Genomic DNA, 23,228 nt, shown 5'->3' with positions numbered 1-23,228 from the left:
CCAAATTTATCAGGACAGACAATATGAAGATCGTTGATTTTCTTAATTTGAAATAAAACCAGAACTAAATCTAAAACACTATTGGTTAAAATACCAATGAATCCCCAAGAATTAAACTTGGCAAAATAATACTCCGCTAATAAATACCTAAATAAACAATATGGAACAATCTAGTATCATCATGGAAATCAAAGACAATACTTTCGCAAGGCAATTTGAAACCACAGTAGAACAGGGGGTTGTTTCAGTTGAATATTCTTTTCAGGAAAGAAAAATATTTTTGACAAAAATAAATACCCCAGATCAATTCGACAACGAAGAATTTGTTTCTCAGTTCCTCTCGGAAATAATGGCAATTGCTATTGAAAGAAAATTAAAAGTAGTCCCAATACTTCCAAAAATAGTGGTGTTTTTTAAAAAAAACCCCATTTACAAAGAACTGCTTCCCCCAGGAATTAGATTTTAAAAAAAGAAAGGGGGGCTTAAAAAAGAAACCCACTATAAATTTTTATCAACGACCTTTTGTATTTCAGAACGATTAGACCTTCTGACTTCCCGAGCTGATTGCCTTATTTGACGATTAGTTTGTCTCGTTGCAGATCGTGTAGCCCGCGCCTGTTGTCTATTGGACTCTCTAGTTTGAGACTTTATTGACTTTCTCTTCTGCTGTCTTGTTGATGTCCGATTGCCTGATCGCGGTGGTTGTTGTCTTGTTGACGGCCGAACGCGCTGTCTTGTAGGCTGTTTGTTCTGCCGTCTTGTTGACGGCTGAACACGTTGTCTTGTCGACTCTATGTTCTGCTGTCTTGTTGAAGGCTGCACTCGTTGTCTTGTCGACTCTATGTTCTGCTGTCTTGTCGAAGGCTGCACTCGTTGTCTTGTCGACTCTATGTTCTGTTGTCTTGCTGAAGGCCGGACTTGCTGTCTTGACGGCGCACTGTTTTCTCTGCGTATTTCTCGTCTTGACGGTCTGCTAACTGGAGTTGCCGGTCTGCTAAACACTCTTCCTTCATAAGTACTACCATACCGCCCATCTCTTCGGTTTCTTTCCACGATACGAGAGGTAGTTCGTCTTCTTTGATAATAAGAATGATGGGAAGGATATCTTACATAGGCTATCCTTCTATAATACGGACTCCTGTAATAATGACTATGAATACCCCAATAATTATAATATCGGAGGGGTGTCCATGGAAAGTAATATATAGGGTAATAACCCCAATGCCAAGGCGAAATATAAACCGAAAATACTGGTGAGAAGAGATATGCAACAAGGGGCCAACTGTCAACATAGACAACAGTGTTTGCATAGTTATAGTCCCTGACAACAACTGTCCTATTCCCTGTGTAAGCTGGGTTTGGCGTTTCGGCACGGCTATATGAAGGTTCCACAATATAATCCCTACCATACAAAGCTTCATCTCCAATGACCTGCACAATAACTCTACCCGAATTATTTTTACTGACTTCAATAACCGCCACATCCTGGTATTCTGAACTGCTCACCGCTACGCGCAACACAATAGAATGAAATTGCCCTTGGTCATAACTTAACACTGAAATATAATCAACCTGACTGTCATTGTTCAAATCCAAATTATTAATATTCGTAGCCCTAGAGTTAATTGCTCTTTCAAATTCCTCCAATGTTTCTGAATCTTGAAAAACATTTAAAACAGCGTAAAGATTAAGATTATCTCCAGGCAAACCTAAGGCCTCCGCTTCACCTGAAATTTGGGAAAACAATGAAATACTTGAAAAACCTGTAATTAACAAAAGTACAGTTAAAACTAATTTATTCATGATACCTAATTTTAATATTGCTATTACATCCAACAACAAGATACAAAATTTAAGAACATAATTTACTAATAATCAATATTTTAACAATCATTTCTTTATACAAATAAACCGTTACTAACAGCGCTTATACTACCAGGAAAAAGCTATACTCATTACAATAAAAAGACATTCGAATAATTCGTAAGCCTTTCACTTCGTTTCCTCCTTATCAATTTGAATTCCTTGAAAAAGATTTGAAGATCTATTTCTCAATTTCAGCCCTGTCATTCATTTTATTGTGTACTAAAAAATATGGTGTTTTAAAAGTTTCATTGATGTGAATATTCAAAATTAAATCTTTCTCTAATACTACTTCTAAATGAAACAGGTACGTTTAATAAAGTGCAAAACCATTGCTTTTTGACTACTTCTAATAAAATATCAAGATTCCGTCAGAATACTACTTCTATCTTTATAGTCTATTGATTTATAAATTCACTACAAAAAACGACTCACTCAACAATTTATCAAACTATCGAAATAAAAATCAAGATGAAAAAATATCTAACTCTTTCCATTCTTACTTTTTTTTCATTTGCCGGCTATGCTCAAATAGACGTCTCGATATCTCTGCAAAAAGCAATTGAATAAAAAAAAGTTCTATCAAAGACAAAGAATTTGAAATTGGAAAATTAAATCTACGGGAAAAAAGCGTCTGGAATAAAGATATCCCAACTGTGGATGCAACTGCTATTTATTCCTGTTTTGATAATCAGCTGACGATAGATCTCCCTACTGCAACTATTCCTCAAGTCAATTACCCCCTATTTAACGGAAAAACAGCTTTCGATAATTATGGAAATCTTTTCAACGGAAGTTTAATGGCAAAACGTTACGGTGTAGCGATTTGCAAATTCCAAACGGAGTCAAAGCAATTCAACAAAAAGCCAAAGGAACAGAGTATCTGAAAGAATCTGAGATTTAACCCCACAAAAAAAGGCATAAGAATCAACTTCTGCCTTTTGCATTATAGAAATACTGTCTAAATATTACTTCTCTATCTCGCTCATGCTTTCCATTTTTTTGTGTGCCAAGAAACCGGTGATATCTTCAAAATGCTCCACTACCCTTTTGTTTCCGAATTCAAAAACCTTCATCGCTAATCCGTCAAGGAAATCCCTATCGTGAGAAACTAAGATTAAAGTCCCGTCAAAATCGCGTAGCGCATCTTTAATGATGTCTTTGGTTTTCATATCCAAGTGATTGGAAGGCTCATCCAGAATCAACAAGTTAACCGGCTCCAACAATAGTTTTATCATTGCCAAACGTGTTTTCTCTCCTCCTGAAAGGACTTTTACTTTTTTGGTCACATCATCTCCGTGAAACATGAAAGCACCTAAAATGTCCTTAATTTTAGTTCTGACGTCGCCTACTGCAATATCATCGATGGTTTCAAAAATAGTAGCATTCTCATTTAACAAAGAGGCTTGATTTTGAGCAAAATAACCAATTTGGGCATTATGACCTATCTCAAGACTTCCTGCATCAATGCCGATCTCTTTCATGATGGCTTTAATCATGGTCGACTTCCCTTCTCCGTTTTTACCTACGAATGCAACCTTCTCGCCTCTTTCAATAACAATATTCGCATCCTTGAAAACTACATGATCCCCATATGCTTTTGACAAGTCCTTTACAATTACTGGGTATTGCCCCGAACGAACTGCTGCAGGGAATTTTAATTTTAACGACGAATTATCTACTTCATCCACCTGTACTATAACCAACTTCTCTAACATCTTAACCCTTGATTGAACGGCATCAGTTTTAGAAAAAGTCCCTTTAAAACGGTCAATAAAAGTTCGATTGTCTGCAATCATACGTTGTTGTTCATCATATGCTTTTTGCTGATGGACACGTCTGTCTTTACGCAGCTCTAAATAATGAGAGTACTTGGCTTTATAATCATAGATACGACCCATAGTAACTTCTATAGTACGATTCGTAATATTATCAACAAATGCCCTATCGTGGGAAATTACCACAACGGCCTTTGCTGAATTAATCAAGAAATCTTCTAACCATTGAATACTTTCAATATCCATATGATTGGTAGGCTCATCCAATAAAATTAAATCCGGTTTTTGCAGAAGGATTTTAGCCAACTCAATTCGCATTCTCCATCCTCCGGAAAACTCTGAAGTCTGTCTTGCAAAGTCTTCGCGAACGAAACCCAGACCTATTAATATTTTCTCTACTTCAGCTTCATAATTTACTTCTTCAATTGCATAGAACTTCTCACTTAAATCAGAAACGCGTTCAATCAACTTCATATAGGCATCACTTTCATAATCCGTACGAATCGTCAATTGCTCGTTGATTTCGTCAATATCTGCCTTCATTCCAAAAATTTCGCCAAATGCCTTAGAAGCTTCCTCCATAACGGTAGCTCCATCAGTAGCCAACAAATGCTGAGGCAAATAAGCCACCACAGCCTCTTTGGGCGCAGATATATTTCCCGTTGATGGTTTGCTTTGACCAGCAATAATTTTAAGAAGCGTTGACTTTCCTGCCCCATTTTTACCCATAAGGGCAATCTTATCATTTTCATTAATAGCAAAGGAGACGTCGCTAAAAAGAGTGGTTCCGCCAAACTGTACTGAAATGTCGTTAACTGTAATCATTGAATTATTGCTTTTGTAGATTCGGCTATTCGTTAATTAGAAAACCGATATGTTTTAAAAAATGCAAAGATAGATTAATTAAGTAGTTTGCTTACTATAAAATGAAAGCTTCTAGAAACAGAATAAAAATCCGGTCTCTAGAAGCTTTCAACGTTAGTAGTGAAATAAAAGAACTACTCTTCTTTATGTTTACCTATCGTATTCCAAATATGGGCATTTGACACCCCAATATCTTCTGGATTAAAAACAGGATCTTTCCCCGCTTTTCTTTGTTTTTCGTAATCCTTCAATGCAAGTAATGCCGGCTTTTGTAAAAGCAGAATGGCAATAATATTAAACCAAGCCATTAACCCTACTCCTAAATCACCAATATTCCAAGCTAACTTTGCCTGATTGATCGAACCGTACATAATCACTACCATCATTAATACTTTAAGCAAATGATTGTAAATAGGCGATTTTAAATTCCTTGTCAAATAAGAGATATTTGTTTCAGCAATATAATAATAGGCTAACATCGTGGTGAATGCAAAGAAAAACAATGCAATAGCAACGAAGTAAGAACCAAAACCAGGAAAAACACTATCCATCGCGGTTTGCGTAAATCCAGGACCCGCAGAAACATTTTCTGCTCCTTGATATAAAAACTGCGTAGCACCATCGGGTCCTAACACTGGATTCTGAACATTGTATTTACCGGTAATCAGTAACATAAATCCAGTAGCCGAACATACTAATAAAGTATCAATATAAACAGAGAATGATTGCACTAAGCCTTGTTTAGTAGGATGAGAAACATTTGCTGCCGCAGCAATATGCGGTGCTGTCCCCTGACCTGCTTCATTAGAATAAATACCCCTTTTTACACCCCATTGAATTGCTAAACCAAAAACAGCTCCAAAACCAGCTTCCATATTAAAAGCGCTTTTAAAAACTAAAGAGATGACCCCCGGAAGTTGATCGATATCAATTACTATAATTATCAATACAATTAAAATGTAAACAATGGCCATTATTGGAACGACAAATTCTGTAAATTTGGCAATTCTTTTTACACCACCAAATACGATGGCACCAAATATTAATGAGACTACTATACCTGATTTCCAAGTGTCTATTTCAAAGGCATTCTGAATTCCGTCTGCAACAGAGTTCGCTTGAACTCCGGGTAACAAAACTCCTGCCGAAATAATAGAAACTACGGCAAACAAAACAGCAAACCATTTAACGCCTAATCCTCTCTCAATATAAAAAGCAGGTCCCCCACGGAATTCACCCAGATGTTTCTCTTTATAAATTTGAGCCAAAGTAGCTTCTACAAAGGCAGTGCTTGCCCCAAAAAAAGCAACCATCCACATCCAGAATAAAGCTCCAGGTCCCCCAAAGGCTATAGCTGTAGCTACACCTGCAATATTTCCCGTACCTACCCTACCTGCCAACGACATTGATAATGCCTGAAAAGAAGAAACTCCAGATTCTGAACTTTTACCGTCAAACAGTAAACGAAACATTTCTTTAATATGACGTACCTGCAAAAAACGCGTTCTTATGGAAAAATAAAGTCCTGTTCCTAAACACAAAACGATTAATGCATCACTCCATACAATATCGTTTAATATCCCAATAATCTCTTCCATATATTTTTTTCTATTTAATACCTTCTACTAAATGAATAGTATTCGTTTTGTAATTATTTTTTATAAAACTATAACATTAAGCCAAAAAAAACTAACTATGCAGCACATAAAACCCTGAACATCTCATAATGTACTAATAATCAATGATTAATAAAAATAATAATTCTTACAAACAAACACAATATTATGTTAATGCAATTTTACACTATGGAGTAAAACGGCACTATTCCTCCACTAAAACCCAAAAAAAACTGCTTCATGTTGTACAATGAAGCAGTTAATTATTTTTTAGTATCAAATTTAAATCAAAACTTAAAAACTGTTATTCTTTCCTCCATTTTTTACTTTCCTCGAAAACATGTTCTAAAATAGTGGCTTCTTTCTCATCAAAATCTACATTCCTGCGCCCCATTACTAATCTTGCCGTTTCAAATGCTTTTTTAGTGATGTAAGTAGTAAAACCAGCAGCTCCTCCCCAAGAAAAACTCGGTACAAAATTACGTGGAAATCCAGACCCAAAAATATTTGCACTGACTCCAATTACAGTTCCTGTATTGAACATGGTATTGATTCCGCACTTACTATGATCCCCCATCATCAACCCACAAAACTGCAATCCGGTTTTAGCAAAGCTTTCTGTTTCATAACTCCACAACTTCACTTCCTCATAGTTATTTTTTAGGTTCGAATTATTACTATCTGCACCAATATTACACCACTCCCCTAGTACTGAATTCCCTAAAAAACCATCATGTCCTTTATTCGAATAAGCCGAAATAACCGAGTTGTTTACCTCTCCTCCAATTCTGGAATGAGGCCCTACAGTGGTAGCACCATACACTTTAGCTCCCATTTTCACTACGGCACCTTCACACAATGCAAAGGGTCCACGAATTACAGAACCTTCCATAATTTCAGTATCTTTCCCTATATAAATAGGACCCGAAGAAGCATTTAAAGTAACAAACTCTAACTTAGCTCCATCTTCGATAAATATATTTTCGTGTCCAAGCACATTGACACTTTTGGGAATTGGTTTCGATTTTCTATCCGCCGTTAAAAATTCGAAATCTTCTCGAATAGCAGCATCATTTTTCGAGAAAATATCCCAAGTATTCATAACGGTTAAGCAGTCCTCACGATACTCAATAATCTCATAGGAATCGAAATCCACTTCTTCCTGATTTTCATCCGTATAAAATGCAACAACTTCTTCTCCTTTAAAGATAACCTGATTTGGCTCAAGATTACTGACCATTTCAACCAAGACAGCATTGGGAAGAAAAGAAGCATTAATCATCACATTCTCTTCTAACTCGACCATCGGATATTTATCTGACAGATACTCCTCAGTCAATGTTGTGGTAGTAGAACCAAGATGCATTTCCCATTTTTGACGAATCGTCATAATCCCAATTAGAATATCAGCCACAGGGCGGGTAAAAGTAAAAGGCAATAAAGCATTTCGGGCGGGTCCGTCAAAAAGTATGTAATTCATATAATATTTATTTGTGATAGGTTCAGGTCGCGACTTGCCTAAACATTAATTTGTTTTTAAATAAAGCCCAAAGTTACAACGTTTTCAAATAGATAAAAATAAAAAAAGCCCCCCAAAACGGAAGGCTTTAATGTACTTGAAAACAAACTATAATTATTTAGCGTGTTTAGCGTATTTAGTTTTGAATTTATCAATACGTCCTGCAGTATCGATAAGTTTATTTTTTCCTGTGTAAAAAGGATGAGACGTTCTAGAGATCTCTAATTTCACAACTGGGTATTCAACACCATCAACTGTAATTGTTTCTCTTGTTTCCGCAGCAGATTTAGTGATAAAAACGTCTTCATTCGACATGTCTTTAAATGCAACTAATCTGTAATTTTCTGGGTGCGTACCTTTTTTCATCTTTTTTATTTGTTTGGTTATAACTTGTTTTGAAGCTTCTCTTTTGACAGAAAAGGTGTAAACTCATTATAACTTTTTGTTTTACACTATTATTTTGAGTGTGCAAATTTACAATTATTTTTCAATAAACAAATCTTTGTTTTCATTTTTTTTATTAAATCGTAAAAACTCTTTTTTGTAGCCCAATATATCGGGAATTGCTATATTTGTGGATTAATAAATAAAGTCTCTATGGAAAAAAGTGTGTCCCCAGGTAAATCTGGACTACTATATGGTGTATTGTTTGGTGTTATAATGGTTCTGGAATTCGTAATTATGTACATAATAGGAATGCGCTCTTTAGTAGGAACAAGTGCCGGAGTGATTGTTAATATTGCCAATTACCTTATACTACCTTTGATATTCATCTCTTTAGGGTGCATTAACTACAAGAAAAACCTAAATAACGGCTTCATTTCCTTTGGTGAAAGTCTAAAGATAGGGGTTTCTATTACTTTCATAGCAGGTCTAGTATATGGACTATTTAATATTGCCTTTAATTTTATTTTTCCTGAGTTTATCAATGAGATGATTTCTATTTCCAAAAATGAAATGATCAGACAAAACCCGAACATAACAAGTAAAGACATGGAAATGGGACTTACAATGATCAAAAAATTCATGAATCCTTTCATTGTCTTTCCCGTTACACTTGCAATGTATTCCTTTATTGGTTTAATTTATTCGCTAATTGTTGGTGCAATTATAAAAAACGAAAATCCTCAAAGCTTGTAATTAATGAATCTATCGATACTCATACCCCTTCTTAACGAGGAAGAATCACTTAAAGAACTTTATATCTGGATTATTAAGGTGATGCAGTCGAACAATTACTCCTATGAGATCATCTTTCTGGATGATGGCAGCACGGACAAATCCTGGTCGATTATCGAACAATTTGCAGCGGAAAACCCAAATGTAAAGGGAATACGCTTCATGAAAAACTTTGGTAAATCTCAGGCTTTACACGCTGGATTTGCTAAAGCCAAAGGTGATGTCATTATTACAATGGATGCCGACTTACAAGACAGTCCTGAAGAAATTCCAGGTCTATACAATATGATTACCTCCCAAAACTTTGATTTAGTTTCCGGTTGGAAAAAGAAGCGCTACGATTCTGTGGTTGCTAAAAACCTACCTTCAAAATTATTCAATTGGGCAGCCAGAAAAACATCTGGTGTGGAACTAAATGATTTCAATTGCGGGTTAAAAGCCTATAAAAATATAGTGGTAAAAAACATTGAAGTTTCGGGTGAAATGCACCGATACATTCCTGTTTTGGCAAAAAATGCCGGTTTCGGAAAAATCGGAGAAAAAGTGGTGCAACACCAGGCTCGCAAATATGGGGAAACCAAATTTGGAATGGAGCGTTTCATCAATGGATTCCTGGATTTAATTACCATTTGGTTTCTTTCCCGATTTGGAAAAAGACCAATGCATTTATTTGGAGCCATGGGGTCGCTAATGTTCATCATTGGATTTTTACTGGCTGGATACATTGGAGTTTCAAAGCTATATCATATGTACACTAATGTGCGCTATAACTTAGTAACTGACAATCCTTGGTTTTTTATCGCCTTAACCACCATGATATTGGGTACCCAATTATTTTTGGCAGGATTCCTTGGTGAAATTATTTTACGTACGAAAAGCAACGAAGAACGTTATAAAATTTCGAGCGAGGTTAATTTATAATTTGCCCCCTAGCCCTGATAGTAGTGAAAATCCTTTTATGCTGGGGTTCAGTATAAAAGATTGTAACAGATAGCAGGATTAGCTCCTAAACTTAAACTAAAAGCTAAAAACATATAAAAATGGAAATTCAACAAAACATTTTGAATGCAGTGAACGAATGGTTAACCCCAACATTTGACGCAGCAACACAGCAAGCCGTCAAAGAATTAATAGCTGGCTCCCCTAAAGAACTAGAGGAAAGCTTTTACAAAGACCTCGAGTTTGGAACTGGTGGAATGCGCGGTGTGATGGGCGTTGGAAACAACCGAATCAATAAATATACCCTTGGAAAGAGTACGCAAGGACTCTCTGATTATTTACATAAAGCCTTTCCTAATAAGCCTTTAAAAGCAGCTATCGCTTATGATTGTCGTCACAACAGCGATACTTTAGCAAAATTGGTTGCTGATGTTTTCTCTGCGAATGGTATAGAGGTGTACTTGTTTTCAGAATTAAGACCAACACCAGAATTATCATTTGCCGTTAAGCACTTAGGGTGTCAATGCGGAATTGTACTTACTGCATCACACAATCCTCCTGAATATAACGGATACAAAGTTTATTGGGAAGATGGCGGCCAGATTGTCCCTCCAGAAGATGAAGCCATTATACATACTATCGAAAAACTGAACTTCAATCAAATTAAGTTTGAAGCTAATGAGGATTTAATCCATTATATTGGTGCCGAGGTGGATCAAGCATTCATTAAATCATCGATTGAAAACGCAAGCTTCAATACTCCCGCTGAAGCCAAAGAAAACTTAAATATTGTTTTCACTTCATTGCACGGGACTTCCATAACCTTAGTTCCAGATACTTTATCTAAAGCAGGATATACTAATGTTCATATTGTTCCCGAACAAGCTGTTCCAAACGGTGATTTCCCAACTGTAAAATCTCCAAATCCAGAAGAGCCAGAGGCTTTGACAATGGCATTAGCTTTAGCTGATAAAACAAAAGCAGATATCGTTATTGGGACTGATCCTGATTGTGACCGTTTAGGTATTGCTGTTCGAAATAATGAGGGGCAAATGACTTTGTTGAACGGAAACCAAACCATGATTTTAATGACCGCTTTTTTATTGGAGAAATGGAAGAACGCAAATAAAATAAATGGCAACCAATTTGTTGGCTCGACAATTGTTTCTACTCCGATGATGATGGAACTGGCGACAAGCTACGGTGTAGAATGCAAAGTTGGTTTGACCGGCTTTAAGTGGATTGCGAAAATGATTAAAGACTTTCCAGAACAGGAATTCATTGGTGGTGGCGAAGAAAGTTTCGGATATATGGTAGGAGATGCAGTGCGAGATAAAGATGCCGTTGCCGCTACCCTATTGATTTGTGAAGTTGCTGCTCAAGCTAAAGCGAAAGGAAGTACTGTTTACAAAGAATTACAGCAATTGTATGTAGAACATGGATTTTACAAAGAGTATTTAGTTTCTATTACTAAAAAGGGAATGGAAGGATTGCAAGAAATAAATCAAATGATGATTGACTTGCGTGAAAACCCATTAAAAGATATTAACGGACAAAGAGTGATAATAGTCGAAGACTATCAATCCTCCGTGGCTAAGAATCTATTGGACGATTCAGTCATAAAAATGGACATTCCGAAATCGAATGTACTGATTTATTACACAGAAGACGGATCTAAAATTTGCGCCAGACCAAGCGGAACAGAGCCAAAAATAAAATTCTACATCAGCGTCAACACCATTTTAGATGATGTTGAAGACTTCAAGGAAGTCGAAGCTGTTTTAGACCAAAAAATTAAAAATATTATTACCGCAATGCAATTGACCTAATGGATAAAAGCTTAATAAAATTACTTCCTTATACAAAACCATATAAGTCACATATCATCTGGAATGTGGTATTCAATGTATTATACGCATTGTTTAGCACTATTTCTATGCTCACACTCCTTCCTGTACTTGAAGTACTTTTTGGAAAAACAAGAGCGGTCTTAAATAAACCAACATATACTGGAATAGGAGATATAAAACAGTTTGGTACTGATTACATGTATTATCAAATTTCAACACTGACAAAAGACAATAGTATTCAAGTTGCGTTATTGTTTGTTGTGTTGATGGTAATTACTACTTTTTTACTAAAAAACGTGTTCAATTATTTGGCTTCTCATCATATTATGTATCTCAAGAATGGTGTCTTACGAGATTTAAGAAAGTCAATGTATAATAAAATAATAGAACTACCTATATCTTACTATTCTGAGAAAAGAAAAGGAGATATCATGGCACGTATGCTTGGTGATGTAAACGAAGTGCAGAACTCCTTTTTCTCCATTTTAGAACTAGTTATAAAAGAACCACTTACTATTGTTTTTGCACTAGGGACCATGTTTATTATCAGCACAAAACTGACTTTATTCGTTTTGATTTTCATGCCAATTTCGGGATGGATCATTTCGAAGTTAGCCAAGAACCTTAGAGCTAAATCATTAGAAGCTCAAAAAGAAAGCGGTCAATTAATCTCTATTGTCGATGAGACATTAGGAGGCTTGAAAGTAATTAAAAGTTATAATGCCGAACCGAATTTTAAAAGTAGATTTCATGATTCAGTAACCCGATTGTTAAATTTAACGAACAGCATAGGAAGTCGAAATAATCTAGCAACGCCGTTAAGTGAATTCCTAGGGATAACAACCATAGCCGTTTTACTTTTTTATGGTGGTAATTTGGTTCTAGTAGAAAAGACCTTAGACGGGTCTGCTTTTATTGTCTATCTGACATTAGCCTTTAATATTCTTACCCCGGCAAAAGCCATCTCTAAAGCCTCGTATTCCGTAAAAAATGGATTAGCAGCTGCGGATCGTGTTTTTGAAGTTCTAGAAGTTGAAAATGAAATTACATCCAGAGAAAATGCCATTATAAAAAATACTTTTGAGTCTGATATCACAATCAAAAATATCAATTTCAAATACGAAGACGAAAATGTCTTAAAAGACTTTTCATTTCAAGTTAAAAAGGGACAAACCGTAGCACTGGTAGGACAGTCAGGAAGCGGAAAAAGTACTATTGCTAATTTACTGACCCGTTTTTATGATGTCAACGAAGGTACAATCAGCATCGACGGAATAAACATCCAAGATCTTAACCTGCAGTCGCTTCGCGGTTTAATGGGATTAGTTACACAAGACAGCATATTATTTAATGACACCATAAAAGCGAACATTTCATTAGGAAAACCAGACGCTACTGATGATGAAATTATCGTAGCTCTAAAAATTGCCAATGCGTATGAATTCGTAAATGAGTTACCAAAAGGTATTCATACTAACATTGGAGACAGTGGTAATAAACTTTCTGGCGGTCAAAAACAAAGGCTTTCTATCGCTCGTGCTGTTTTGAAAAATCCTCCAATTATGATTCTGGATGAGGCTACATCAGCATTGGATACGGAGAGTGAAAAGTTTGTGCAAGTGGCTCTTGAAAATATGATGCAAAACAGAACGTCAATCGTAATTGCGCATCGCCTTTCCACTATTCAAAAAGCAGATATTATTATCGTGATGAAAAAAGGAAAAATTGTAGAGCAAGGGAGTCACGACGAATTAATTGCAATGAACGGAATGTATAATAAATTAGTTACGTTGCAGTCTTTCGAATAATAATTGTTGATTTTTGATTCAAGATTTATCTATCGAGTAAAATCTTTAAAATATTCCATTTTTAAATCTTTAAACAGAAAGAATGTATCTTAACAACCAAAATATAAAACTCCCTGAAGACCCAGACACTATAATTTGGAAGTATTTGGATTTGTCTAAGTTTTTGGATTTGTTAATGTCCAAAAAACTTTTCATGTCGCGCTCTGATAAATTTGAGGATCAATATGAAGGCACTTTCAGCGAACCTACTTTTGAAGAAATCAGAAAACTGTCTATCGACAATCCTGATTTTTTAAAGTTTTACAAAACACACCGTGAAAAAGTAGCAATAAGTAGTTGGCATATCAATGAATATGAGTCCTTCGCCATGTGGCAAATATTCACGCAAAATACTGAGGGACTAGCCATACAATCAACAATAGGTCGATTACAAAATGCACTAGCTACCGAAAACAATTACAAACAGTTTATTGGTGAAGTAAATTATATAGATTACAAAAAAGAATATATCCCTTTTGACGATATGTTTTTTCCGTTTTTATTCAAAAGAAAAAGCTTTCAATACGAGCGTGAAGTGCGCATTATAACTGATGTGGCCGAAAGTAACATTACGTTAAACGACGGCTTAAAAATCAATGTGGATCTCGATCAACTGATTGAAAAAATCTACATTCACCCTAAGTCAGAAAACTGGTATAAAAACTTAGTCATCCAGCTGTTAAAACAACTTGGCTTTAATTTTACTATTGAAAAATCAGATTTAGAGAGTGATATCCTGATTTAGCGTTTCACTATTCTATTAAATTGGTTCGTAGTTAGATACTTTCCATTCATTATTTGATAGATCAATGTAATTGTAATGCACCACATCGTTTTTATCAAACTGTCCATTTTTATTCGTGTCTTCAACGGTTCTAAAGTAAAGTCGACTTTTAGAGTCTATCAAATTCCAATCAATCAATTCCTGAAGATCTACTGACACTTTTGTAAATCGCTTTCCGCTAATCTCACTCAAGTACAACGATTTAATATCACTGCTGTCTAATTTACCATCTCTATTCGTATCCGCATCAAACATGGTGTACACCATAATCTGTTTTTTAGCTCTATCGGAAACAGACTTTAAATAGGTTGCGGTTTGTATTAAAACAGGTTTATTAGTTAATGCATGTATCGAATCAGAATCGGTCTTTTGAAATTTTAAATTTTGTAAATAACCGGTAATCTCATTTTCTCCATAATTGGAAATCGTAAAACTCAAATCAATTACGCTGGAAGAACCATACCTTGCCTTTGACCCTCTTTCGTATACTCTCAAATCTCCCACCGGATGAATCAAATAATCAGTTCCTTCCATCTGAATAGGTAAATCAGAAATGGACACTTGAGTAGAATCTACTTTAGATATTCCTTTTGCTTTATTAGTGGCGTCATAAATAACTTTTGGCTTTTCTTCTTCTTTCTTGCAACTAGCAAAAAGCAAAACAGTAGTACTTAATAAGGCTATATATAATTTTTTCATAATGATGTAATATTAAAAATCAATCCAAATGTAATGAATTTTAAAAATGGTTCTGATATTTATAACCAATTTATGCAATAAAACGAATGCTTAAGTGAAAGCGATTCCTAGTCCTATTCTATAATCTGGCACTCAACTTAACATTAAAAACCCTCGTGGTCATATAATTTGGAATCGCATATTCATTTTTAGAATAAACATCTCGAACCCAGGTATTCGTAATTGCGTTTTGATTATTAAAAAGATTGAAAATTTCCAACCCTATGGCAAGTTCTTTGAAATTCCCCAACCAATTTGCCTTTGGCTCCCCTTTAGTATTATCCAACAAAACTTTTGAAAACCCGACATCTACCCTACGATAATCATTTAATCTACTTTGGTACAAATAAGGATCTGCGTAAGAAGGCGAACCTCCGGGCAATCCTGTATTGTAAACCAAGTTCAAATATATTTTCACACTTGGAATATTAGGCATGTAATCCTGGAACAAAAGTCCGAATTTTAATCTCTGGTCTGTCGGCCGGGCGATATAGCCTTTATTTTCGCTATTTTCTTCCGTTTTAAGATAGCCAAAACTAAACCAAGATTCTGTTCCGGGAACAAACTCTCCATTCAACCTCAAATCCAGTCCTTGCGCATAGCCTTTGGCCACATTAGAAGCCGAATAACGTATTCTAACATTATCAATCGTGTAGGTATTCACATCCGTAAGTCTCTTATAATACAACTCCGAAACGAGTTTAAAAGGGCGTTCCCACATTTTAAAACTATAATCGTTGCTTAGCACAAAATGAACGGATTGTTGTGCTTTTACATTAGGCTGAACCACTCCGTCAGCATCCCTAAGCTCTCTGTAGAATGGTGGCTGATGGTATAAACCTCCTGAGACTCTGAATACCATGTCCTTTTCCCAATCCGGTTTTATGGCAAATTGCGCTCTGGGGCTAAAGGTAGTCTGGGCTGATCCGTTGACATCCCCGCCTGTAACTTCCCAATTATGGATTCGTACTCCGGCATTGTACCATACTTCACTGCTGCCTATCTTATCTTTTCTACTCCATTGTCCATAACCAGAAAATCTATTAATCATATTAAAATTAATGGCACGGACATTCTGATACGGAACTAATGGTCCAGCATAAGGCGAATAGGGCTGGTCATTTTTGGGCAAATTAATAATCGGAGGATTTATTGAAAAACCGGCCGAATCAATTACTTCCCATTCCACTACTCTATCACGAATCGATTCACGAGTATATTTAACTCCCCATTCCAATTGGTTTTTTCTCCAATCATGAAATCCTTTTATTTCAGTATTTATGATCAATGCATCCAAATCATTTCGAGCGTGATTCAGTTGCGTACCGATACCTCTAGTAAAAGCAACGTCGCCATAGGTCTCTGAGCCAATATTTGAATCTACTTCACCTAAACGATATTGGGCAAAAATATCAAAATGTTCTTGTTCTAAAGTATGAAAAACCGAACCAATGAATTTTAATGTAAAAGCATCCGTGGCTTTCCATGTTGTTTTAAAAGCACCGAAATAAGTATCGTACTTATCCTTTTCCAGCCCTTCATAATAAACAGTAAGCGCCAGCGGGTTGTCTAAGGTTCCAAATTTGGTTTCTCGCGTTAAGGGTTGGTATTGGTATTTATTTTGTGAGATGTTCCCCAGAAAACTCCATTGCCATTTTGGCGAAGCCTGATAAATTACGTTTGTTTGTACATCGACAAATGCAGGAGTAAAATTAGTTTGGGTATCCTGACTATTAACTAGCAGACTATTATTTCTATAACGAACTCCTGTAATGGCCGTCCACTTTTTATTTTTTGAAACCGCATCTACTGACAGGCTTCCGCCAAGAAAACTCGCTTCAAGTGTAGCTCCAAATTGTGTGGGTTTCCGATACGTAATATCCAATACAGAAGATAACTTATCTCCGAATTTTGCCTGAAAACCGCCCGCAGAAAACTCCACGTTTTGAACCAAGTCAGTATTGGTAAAGCTTAGCCCTTCCTGTTGCCCGGAACGAATCAGAAAAGGACGGTAAATTTCGATTTCATTTACATAAACCAAATTCTCATCGTAATTCCCGCCTCGAACAGCATATTGCGTACTGAGTTCATTATTGGAATTTACGCCTGGCAGCGTTTTTAAAATATTTTCGATACCTGCATTGGCTCCGGGAATTTTTCGGATAACCTCTGGCTCAATGGTCGTAATTCCTTGAACTTGCTTCTTGTTGTTGGTGGTGACTATAATTTCGCCCATTTGTTCTTCCTGATCATTCATAACCAAGTTAAACTCGTAGTCTTCATCTATTTTTAAGGTTAGAAAGACCGTTGCTTTTTTTAAAGAAACATGGGTAAAAACAATGGCCACCTTTTGATTAACCGGGACGCTGACAAGATAAAATCCGTTTTCATTAGATTGCGTTCTGTTTCCTGCAGCCGTAATATTTACATTCTCTATCGGTTGATTATATTTATCGAGAATAACTCCCTTTAACCGTGCAGATTGTGCAAACGAAGGCAAGCTAATCCATAAGGCAATAAAAACAAAGATTATTTTGTTGACACTCAAGATGTATGTATATTATTATTTTTGACTTCTAAAAAATTGCGTCGCAAAGGTAGTAGAATTTCCTACATTATCTGTGACAATCACCTTTAAATCATTAGCCCCTTCTGCTACTATACCGTCACTAAAATTGTGGGTAATTCTTCTCGTCTTATTATCATATTCAAATAAAATCCAATTCCCGTTCAAATACCCGTCGTAACTCTTTAATCCAGAACCATAGTCATTAATCGAAAGTTGAATTGTTTTTTGTGAACTCAACCATCTGCCTTCAATAGATTTACCAATAGAAATTGTTGGAGCAGTTGTGTCCGTTGCCAAAGTATACTTGCCCAACGACCTCACTTTAGCGGTAAATACATTACCCTTTTTAGAGGTGCCGTTATATCCCATCCTTCCACTTTTGCTGACATCTGCAATGAATACTTTTTCCTTTTGCGCATCCGTATATTTACTATCCTCTATAGTAATTGTAAAACTGGAGTGAACAGGGGTCGTCTCATCATGAAGATATAGTATATTGTCTTTAACATCAAAATTCATATTAAAGTCTTCATAAAAGGTTCCGGCAGGAAAGAAAACTGACATGTTATTTTTAGCAAAACTGTTGTCTTTATTCACCTTAACGAAATAATTAGACACTACCGCCTCTTTATCAATAATGGCTGACGATAAGTCATAGCTAATCGGAATGGAAACTGTTGTCATATTCCCAAGAAAATCTGACACTTCAATACGATAAACAGAGGTTAAGTTAGGAACAACGGTAATAATACCTTTTGTTTCATCTGTCTTAATAAAACTCAAATTATAAGGATTAACCATAAATAATTTTTGCACCCTTTGTGAGGTTGTTTTATATCTTGGATAATCAATTAACGCATTTATATAACGCATTTCGTCAAATGAATATATATCCAATTGATAACCAAAATTAGGCTTTCCATTCAAATAGGTCTGTAATTTATATATTCCGTTTCTATTACCCGATACATTATCATAATCAACAGCGGTGATCCCAAATCCTATCTTACCATTGGCGACCACTTTATTTGCCAGATAGCTTCCGTCTTTTTGCAAAGACAAATTTAATAACAACGGACGTTTAGATTGGTTTACTGAAGTTTTACTATCAACCGGATAAACATAAACCGCGGAAACAGACGGTTTTTTAGTATCTTTTATGTCTTTATCAAAACCAAACAGCATAGGATTGATGATTTTCTCGCTTTTACTGTCTCGAAATTCAAAATGCAGATGAGGCCCTTCTGAAGACCCAGTATTACCGGATAGCGCAATAGTTTGTCCTTTTTTGACAACCAACTCATTCGGTTTTAAAAACATCTCTATCTCGAATGATTTTTCTTTATAATGTGTCTTTTCAATATAGCTTTCAATGGCATCAGTACCTTTTTGTAAATGACAATATACAGAAGTATAGCCATTTGGATGTGTTATATAAATCGCCTTACCGTTCCCAAATGTAGATATCTTTATCCTTGAGACATAGCCATCTGCGACAGCATGTACATTCAGCCCTTCTCGCTGCAATGTCTTAAAATCAAAACCCGCATGAAAATGATTAGGTCTTAATTCCCCAAAATTACCCGACAACACCATAGGAATGTCTAAAGGAGGACTAAAATAGTCCTTTGGATAATCGGTTTGAGCCAAAATAGAAACCGAAAACATTAGAAAAAAAATAAAAAATCTCATGGTATACATTTTTGCTAAGATAAAAAAAGTAATTTATTCTCCTTATATAAAAGAGCAGATTTCGTAACACATTACAGTACAACATTTTGATTATTTTCTAATAAAAAAACGAATAATATATTGTAATAATAAAAAGTAATACTAAATTTGTAATATTAAGTAATGAATAGGATAAATAAATGAGTGTAATTGCAGAAATAATTGATACTCTTGAAAATAAGGTTGAAAAACTAATTCTAAAAATAAAACGTTTAGATCAAAATACTCAAGAATTAAAAATCGAATTAACAAAATCTGCACACATCATACAAACTCAATCAAATGAGATTGAAGCGTTAAAATCGCAATATGAGACACTTAAGATTGCCAACTCATTATTAGGCAGTGACGATAATAAAAGAGATACGAAGCTTAAAATAAATTCATTAATTCGTGAAATTGATTACTGTATAGCACAGCTATCTGATTAGTAAAACATATGGACGAAAAGCTAAAAATTAAAATATCAATTGCAGACAGGGTCTATCCGTTAACGGTAGAACTTGCTCAGGAAGAAGGACTTAGAAGTGCTTCTAAAAAGATTGATGTGATGATGAAGCAATTTGAAGAAAATTACGCAGTTCGTGATAAACAAGATGTTTTAGCCATGTGCGCTTTACAGTTTGCTTCACAATCTGAACAAAAACAAATTGACAACTCTATCAATGGTGAAGAAACCATCGAAAGAATTAAAAAAATCAATGCGCTTTTAGATCAATATCTCGACAATTAAACGTTCTTTACAGAAACTAAGATACTGCCTACATTAGTTCACATTTGGTAAACTCAACACTAATAATTTAGAATGAGCAAATCATCACTACTAAAGCATGCCACGCCTAGGCGAGGAAACTTGAACAGTGAGTTAGCTCAAAACTTGTCAATTTCGAGTTTATTCAGACAACTTAATGTAGGCTTTTTTATATATAAATTTTAACAAACATGGACATATTAACGATCGTTATTTCAGGAATTATAGGTATTGCAGCGGGTTTTGGAATCGCTAAAATTATAGAAAAAAGCAATATTTCTAATCTTATTAAAAACGCAAAAAAAGAAGCTTCATCAATCTTAAAAGATGCCAACCTTGAAGCTGAGAACATAAAGAAAGATAAAATCCTTCAGGCAAAAGAGAAATTTATTGAACTTAAATCAGAACACGAACAAGTAATTCTGGGTAGAGACAAGAAAGTAGCTGAAGTTGAAAAAAGAATCAGAGACAAGGAATCTCAGGTTTCTAACGAATTATCCAAGGTTAAGAAAGTCAATGACGATTTTGAAGCAAAAACGACTGAATACACCTCTAAAATTGAGGTTCTAGACAAAAGACAAATAGAGGTCGATAAATTGCACAAAAGCCAATTACAACAACTTGAAGTAATTTCCGGCTTATCTGCAGAAGATGCTAAAGAGCAATTAGTAGAAGGTTTGAAAGCAGAAGCGAAGACAAAAGCGATGTCTCATATTCAAGATACAATTGAAGAGGCTAAGCTAACGGCACAACAAGAAGCTAAAAAAATCATTATCAACACCATTCAAAGAGTTGGAACAGAAGAAGCGGTAGAAAACTGTGTATCTGTATTCAACATAGAATCTGATGATGTTAAAGGTAGGATTATTGGTCGTGAAGGGCGAAACATTAGAGCACTCGAAGCAGCAACGGGAGTGGAAATCATTGTAGACGATACACCGGAAGCTATTATTCTTTCTTGTTTTGATCCAGTACGCAGAGAAATCGCACGTTTGGCTCTACATAAACTGGTAACGGACGGTCGTATTCACCCTGCCCGTATTGAAGAGGTTGTTGCAAAAACAGCTAAGCAAATTGACGATGAAATTATAGAAGTTGGAAAACGTACTGTTATCGATTTAGGAATTCATGGATTACACCCTGAATTAATAAAAGTAGTGGGACGTATGAAATACCGTTCTTCTTACGGACAAAATTTATTGCAACACTCCCGTGAAGTTTCTAAACTTTGTGGAATCATGGCAGCTGAACTAGGACTGAATGTAAAATTAGCCAAAAGAGCTGGTTTATTGCATGATATCGGTAAAGTACCAGATGCAGAAAGCGATTTACCTCACGCTTTATTAGGTATGCAATGGGCTGAAAAATATGGTGAAAAAGAAGAAGTATGTAATGCTATCGGAGCTCACCATGATGAGATAGAAATGAAATCCTTATTGTCGCCAATAATTCAGGTTTGTGATGCCATTTCAGGCGCTAGACCGGGTGCAAGAAGACAAGTATTAGATTCTTATATCCAACGTCTGAAAGACTTAGAAGAAGTAGCTTACGGATTCACTGGTGTTAAAAACGCTTATGCGATTCAAGCTGGTAGAGAACTAAGAGTTATTGTAGAAAGCGAAAAAGTGTCTGATGACAATGCAGCCACTCTGTCTTTTGAAATTTCACAAAAAATTCAAACAGAGATGACGTATCCAGGTCAAGTGAAAGTAACAGTAATTAGAGAAACACGAGCAGTTAATATTGCTAAATAATGCTTCCCCTAGCCCCTCCGAAGGAGGGGAATAAAGAAAAAGACCTATCGAATTATGATTCAATAGGTCTTTTTTTTTTATTGCTGTAAATATTCCGTATTTCGATACTGCATTTTTCTATAGACAATCAAGAACTCTTTCGAGGATGAAAAGTATTAATCACTTCTGTTAAAAACTTCCGATCCAAGTGTAAATAGATCTCTGTTGTAGTAATCGATTCATGTCCTAGCATCAATTGAATGGAACGCAAGTCTGCACCATTTTGAAGAAGATGTGTCGCAAAAGAATGACGAAAGGTATGTGGACTAATCTTTTTATGCAACTCTATTTTAACCGCTAAATCTTTGATGATCGTAAAAACCATCGCTCTTGTGAGTTGGCTTCCTCTCCTATTCAAAAATAAAACATCACCATGCTCTTTCTTTACGTTCAGATGAATTCTAATGGTGCTTTTATAGATCTGGATGTATTTTTGAGCTACTATGCCGATAGGCACAAAACGTTGCTTATTTCCTTTCCCTGTGACTTTAATAAATCCCTCCTCAAAGAACAAATCGGAAATTTTTAAAGATACCAATTCTGAAACTCGGAGTCCGCAACCGTAAAGGGTTTCTAACATCGCGCGATTGCGCTCCCCTTCATTTGAAGTCAAGTCAATTGCCTTGATCAACAAATCAATTTCATCAATGGATAACGTATCAGGTAACTTTCGACCCGTTTTGGGTGATTCAATCAGCTCTAAAGGGTTGTCGAGTCGAAAATCTTCAAAAATCAAATAACCGAAGAAGCTTTTAAGACCTGATATAATCCGCGCTTGAGAGCGTGGATTAACCTGACTTGACACTGCATATATAAATTGTTGAATTATTTCTTCCTCGATCTTAAGTGGCGAAATATCAATTTTATTTTCACTAAGAAATAAGCACAGCCGTTCGATATCGAAAGAATAATTTTCTATCGTATTCTTTGACAAACCTCGCTCGATTTTTAAATAGGACTGATAACTTTTGATATATGAACTCCAATTCATCTTACAAAGTAAAGCCTTTTTTAGACATAAAAAAACCAAGCTAAAAGCGCTACTTTAAAAATATTTTTTTTCTACAAATTAAAATGTTGACACCCTACCCTGTTTTTGAACCATCAACTTTTCTGATGTCCATACTATTTAAACCCACTTTAACTACAAAAGACAGATCTGCTTTTTCTTGAACACCCACAAGTCCCAAAAGAAAAATCACCAATGTCTGTAAAGTTTTATTTAGCTTATCGTATCTTAAATTTATAGCAGACAAAATAAGATTGTCAAAATAATATTTTTTTTACTAACTACTTTGACTAATTATCAATGATTTAAAATTTACAACATAAAAAAAAATGTTTTGACCCTACATAATTCGTATCTATCCGTTGCTCCTATTGCCTTTTCACAACCGACATAAAGCC

20 protein-coding genes and 1 other RNA gene are annotated in these 23,228 nt (G+C 35.5%); 11 read left to right on the top strand and 10 right to left on the bottom strand.

Going from position 1 to position 23,228, the window contains the following annotated elements:
• Window positions 1-181 precede the first annotated feature (181 nt).
• Window positions 182-466 carry a GNAT family N-acetyltransferase gene (locus CXF59_RS04670; RefSeq protein ID WP_101136766.1) on the top strand — a complete coding sequence of 95 codons (285 nt, stop codon included), beginning with the start codon at window positions 182-184 and terminating at the stop codon, window positions 464-466.
• Between the two features lie 32 nt (window positions 467-498).
• Here the strand turns inward: CXF59_RS04670 and CXF59_RS04665 are convergent, their stop codons facing one another.
• Window positions 499-1,803, bottom strand: a complete 1,305-nt coding sequence (locus CXF59_RS04665) for a hypothetical protein (protein WP_157824520.1) — start codon at window positions 1,801-1,803, stop codon at window positions 499-501.
• Window positions 1,804-2,519: 716 nt separating this feature from the next.
• On the opposite strand from CXF59_RS04665, the gene CXF59_RS04660 reads away from it, so the two are divergent.
• Window positions 2,520-2,750, top strand: coding sequence for a hypothetical protein (locus tag CXF59_RS04660; RefSeq protein ID WP_101136585.1), 231 nt, complete (start codon window positions 2,520-2,522; stop codon window positions 2,748-2,750).
• Between the two features lie 81 nt (window positions 2,751-2,831).
• Here the strand turns inward: CXF59_RS04660 and CXF59_RS04655 are convergent, their stop codons facing one another.
• The 4 genes from CXF59_RS04655 to CXF59_RS04640 all read right to left on the bottom strand — a co-directional run bounded on the left by CXF59_RS04655 (window position 2,832) and on the right by CXF59_RS04640 (window position 8,006).
• Window positions 2,832-4,466 carry an ABC-F family ATP-binding cassette domain-containing protein gene (locus CXF59_RS04655; protein WP_101136583.1) on the bottom strand — a complete coding sequence of 545 codons (1,635 nt, stop codon included), beginning with the start codon at window positions 4,464-4,466 and terminating at the stop codon, window positions 2,832-2,834.
• A gap of 173 nt (window positions 4,467-4,639) precedes the next feature.
• The gene (locus tag CXF59_RS04650; RefSeq protein WP_101136581.1) at window positions 4,640-6,103 is read right to left on the bottom strand and encodes a sodium:alanine symporter family protein; all 1,464 of its coding nucleotides are present in this window, start codon (window positions 6,101-6,103) and stop codon (window positions 4,640-4,642) included.
• A gap of 322 nt (window positions 6,104-6,425) precedes the next feature.
• Window positions 6,426-7,601, bottom strand: a complete 1,176-nt coding sequence (locus CXF59_RS04645) for a GlmU family protein (protein WP_101136580.1) — start codon at window positions 7,599-7,601, stop codon at window positions 6,426-6,428.
• Window positions 7,602-7,754: 153 nt separating this feature from the next.
• Complete coding sequence (locus CXF59_RS04640) at window positions 7,755-8,006, bottom strand: type B 50S ribosomal protein L31 (RefSeq protein ID WP_016990893.1); 252 nt, start codon at window positions 8,004-8,006, stop codon at window positions 7,755-7,757.
• 231 nt (window positions 8,007-8,237) lie between these two features.
• Between CXF59_RS04640 and CXF59_RS04635 the strand changes: the two genes are divergently transcribed.
• The 5 genes from CXF59_RS04635 (at window position 8,238) to CXF59_RS04615 (ending at window position 14,200) form a co-directional block, all read left to right on the top strand.
• Window positions 8,238-8,780, top strand: coding sequence for a DUF4199 domain-containing protein (locus CXF59_RS04635; RefSeq protein ID WP_101136578.1), 543 nt, complete (start codon window positions 8,238-8,240; stop codon window positions 8,778-8,780).
• 3 nt (window positions 8,781-8,783) lie between these two features.
• Window positions 8,784-9,740: a glycosyltransferase family 2 protein gene (locus tag CXF59_RS04630; RefSeq protein ID WP_101136576.1), complete on the top strand. Its 957-nt coding sequence runs from the start codon at window positions 8,784-8,786 to the stop codon at window positions 9,738-9,740.
• A 119-nt stretch (window positions 9,741-9,859) separates the two neighbouring features.
• Window positions 9,860-11,587, top strand: a complete 1,728-nt coding sequence (locus tag CXF59_RS04625) for a phospho-sugar mutase (protein ID WP_101136574.1) — start codon at window positions 9,860-9,862, stop codon at window positions 11,585-11,587.
• The gene (locus tag CXF59_RS04620) at window positions 11,587-13,416 is read left to right on the top strand and encodes an ABC transporter ATP-binding protein (RefSeq protein WP_101136572.1); all 1,830 of its coding nucleotides are present in this window, start codon (window positions 11,587-11,589) and stop codon (window positions 13,414-13,416) included. Before CXF59_RS04625 ends, CXF59_RS04620 begins: the two co-directional genes overlap by 1 nt.
• A gap of 82 nt (window positions 13,417-13,498) precedes the next feature.
• Window positions 13,499-14,200, top strand: a complete 702-nt coding sequence (locus CXF59_RS04615) for a hypothetical protein (protein ID WP_101136570.1) — start codon at window positions 13,499-13,501, stop codon at window positions 14,198-14,200.
• A 15-nt stretch (window positions 14,201-14,215) separates the two neighbouring features.
• Here the strand turns inward: CXF59_RS04615 and CXF59_RS04610 are convergent, their stop codons facing one another.
• The 3 genes from CXF59_RS04610 to CXF59_RS04600 form a co-directional block, all read right to left on the bottom strand.
• Complete coding sequence (locus CXF59_RS04610) at window positions 14,216-14,938, bottom strand: hypothetical protein (RefSeq protein WP_101136568.1); 723 nt, start codon at window positions 14,936-14,938, stop codon at window positions 14,216-14,218.
• A 118-nt stretch (window positions 14,939-15,056) separates the two neighbouring features.
• On the bottom strand, window positions 15,057-17,525 hold the full coding sequence (locus CXF59_RS04605) for a TonB-dependent siderophore receptor (protein ID WP_101136567.1): 2,469 nt from the start codon (window positions 17,523-17,525) through the stop codon (window positions 15,057-15,059).
• Between the two features lie 15 nt (window positions 17,526-17,540).
• Entirely contained in the window at window positions 17,541-19,238 is a 1,698-nt protein-coding gene (locus CXF59_RS04600; protein ID WP_101136565.1) for a M23 family metallopeptidase, read from the bottom strand.
• 179 nt (window positions 19,239-19,417) lie between these two features.
• Here CXF59_RS04600 and CXF59_RS04595 point away from each other — a divergent pair, with 179 nt between their 5' ends.
• The 4 genes from CXF59_RS04595 (at window position 19,418) to rny (ending at window position 21,782) form a co-directional block, all read left to right on the top strand.
• Window positions 19,418-19,708 (top strand): hypothetical protein, encoded by a 291-nt coding sequence (locus CXF59_RS04595; RefSeq protein ID WP_101136563.1) that lies wholly within the window; start codon window positions 19,418-19,420, stop codon window positions 19,706-19,708.
• A gap of 8 nt (window positions 19,709-19,716) precedes the next feature.
• Window positions 19,717-20,010 carry a cell division protein ZapA gene (locus CXF59_RS04590; protein WP_101136561.1) on the top strand — a complete coding sequence of 98 codons (294 nt, stop codon included), beginning with the start codon at window positions 19,717-19,719 and terminating at the stop codon, window positions 20,008-20,010.
• A gap of 51 nt (window positions 20,011-20,061) precedes the next feature.
• A non-coding RNA gene (gene ssrS / locus CXF59_RS04585) (6S RNA) lies at window positions 20,062-20,171 on the top strand.
• A gap of 48 nt (window positions 20,172-20,219) precedes the next feature.
• Window positions 20,220-21,782 (top strand): ribonuclease Y, encoded by a 1,563-nt coding sequence (gene rny, locus CXF59_RS04580; protein ID WP_101136559.1) that lies wholly within the window; start codon window positions 20,220-20,222, stop codon window positions 21,780-21,782.
• A 127-nt stretch (window positions 21,783-21,909) separates the two neighbouring features.
• Here rny and xerD read toward each other — a convergent pair whose 3' ends face one another.
• Window positions 21,910-22,812, bottom strand: a complete 903-nt coding sequence (xerD, locus tag CXF59_RS04575; protein WP_101136558.1) for a site-specific tyrosine recombinase XerD — start codon at window positions 22,810-22,812, stop codon at window positions 21,910-21,912.
• 94 nt (window positions 22,813-22,906) lie between these two features.
• A complete protein-coding gene (locus CXF59_RS14875) occupies window positions 22,907-23,077 on the bottom strand; it encodes a hypothetical protein (protein WP_157824519.1) in 171 nt (56 codons plus the stop codon).
• Window positions 23,078-23,228 lie beyond the last annotated feature (151 nt).

It is taken from the genome of Flavobacterium sp. ALD4, from assembly GCF_002836475.1.
Classification (GTDB): Bacteria; Bacteroidota; Bacteroidia; order Flavobacteriales; family Flavobacteriaceae; genus Flavobacterium.
This window is presented reverse-complemented; position numbering and strand designations above follow the sequence as displayed.

What these genes read in the sequence shown, in the direction of transcription:
- CXF59_RS04670 (WP_101136766.1), top strand. Translation starts at nt 182, where the DNA reads ATGGAAATCAAAGACAATACTTTCGCAAGGCAATTTGAAACCACAGTA.
- CXF59_RS04665 (WP_157824520.1), bottom strand. Translation starts at nt 1,803, where the DNA reads ATGAATAAATTAGTTTTAACTGTACTTTTGTTAATTACAGGTTTTTCA.
- CXF59_RS04655 (WP_101136583.1), bottom strand. Translation starts at nt 4,466, where the DNA reads ATGATTACAGTTAACGACATTTCAGTACAGTTTGGCGGAACCACTCTT.
- CXF59_RS04650 (WP_101136581.1), bottom strand. Translation starts at nt 6,103, where the DNA reads ATGGAAGAGATTATTGGGATATTAAACGATATTGTATGGAGTGATGCA.
- CXF59_RS04645 (WP_101136580.1), bottom strand. Translation starts at nt 7,601, where the DNA reads ATGAATTACATACTTTTTGACGGACCCGCCCGAAATGCTTTATTGCCT.
- CXF59_RS04640 (WP_016990893.1), bottom strand. Translation starts at nt 8,006, where the DNA reads ATGAAAAAAGGTACGCACCCAGAAAATTACAGATTAGTTGCATTTAAA.
- CXF59_RS04635 (WP_101136578.1), top strand. Translation starts at nt 8,238, where the DNA reads ATGGAAAAAAGTGTGTCCCCAGGTAAATCTGGACTACTATATGGTGTA.
- CXF59_RS04630 (WP_101136576.1), top strand. Translation starts at nt 8,784, where the DNA reads ATGAATCTATCGATACTCATACCCCTTCTTAACGAGGAAGAATCACTT.
- CXF59_RS04625 (WP_101136574.1), top strand. Translation starts at nt 9,860, where the DNA reads ATGGAAATTCAACAAAACATTTTGAATGCAGTGAACGAATGGTTAACC.
- CXF59_RS04620 (WP_101136572.1), top strand. Translation starts at nt 11,587, where the DNA reads ATGGATAAAAGCTTAATAAAATTACTTCCTTATACAAAACCATATAAG.
- CXF59_RS04615 (WP_101136570.1), top strand. Translation starts at nt 13,499, where the DNA reads ATGTATCTTAACAACCAAAATATAAAACTCCCTGAAGACCCAGACACT.
- CXF59_RS04610 (WP_101136568.1), bottom strand. Translation starts at nt 14,938, where the DNA reads ATGAAAAAATTATATATAGCCTTATTAAGTACTACTGTTTTGCTTTTT.
- CXF59_RS04600 (WP_101136565.1), bottom strand. Translation starts at nt 19,238, where the DNA reads ATGAGATTTTTTATTTTTTTTCTAATGTTTTCGGTTTCTATTTTGGCT.
- CXF59_RS04595 (WP_101136563.1), top strand. Translation starts at nt 19,418, where the DNA reads ATGAGTGTAATTGCAGAAATAATTGATACTCTTGAAAATAAGGTTGAA.
- CXF59_RS04590 (WP_101136561.1), top strand. Translation starts at nt 19,717, where the DNA reads ATGGACGAAAAGCTAAAAATTAAAATATCAATTGCAGACAGGGTCTAT.
- rny (WP_101136559.1), top strand. Translation starts at nt 20,220, where the DNA reads ATGGACATATTAACGATCGTTATTTCAGGAATTATAGGTATTGCAGCG.
- xerD (WP_101136558.1), bottom strand. Translation starts at nt 22,812, where the DNA reads ATGAATTGGAGTTCATATATCAAAAGTTATCAGTCCTATTTAAAAATC.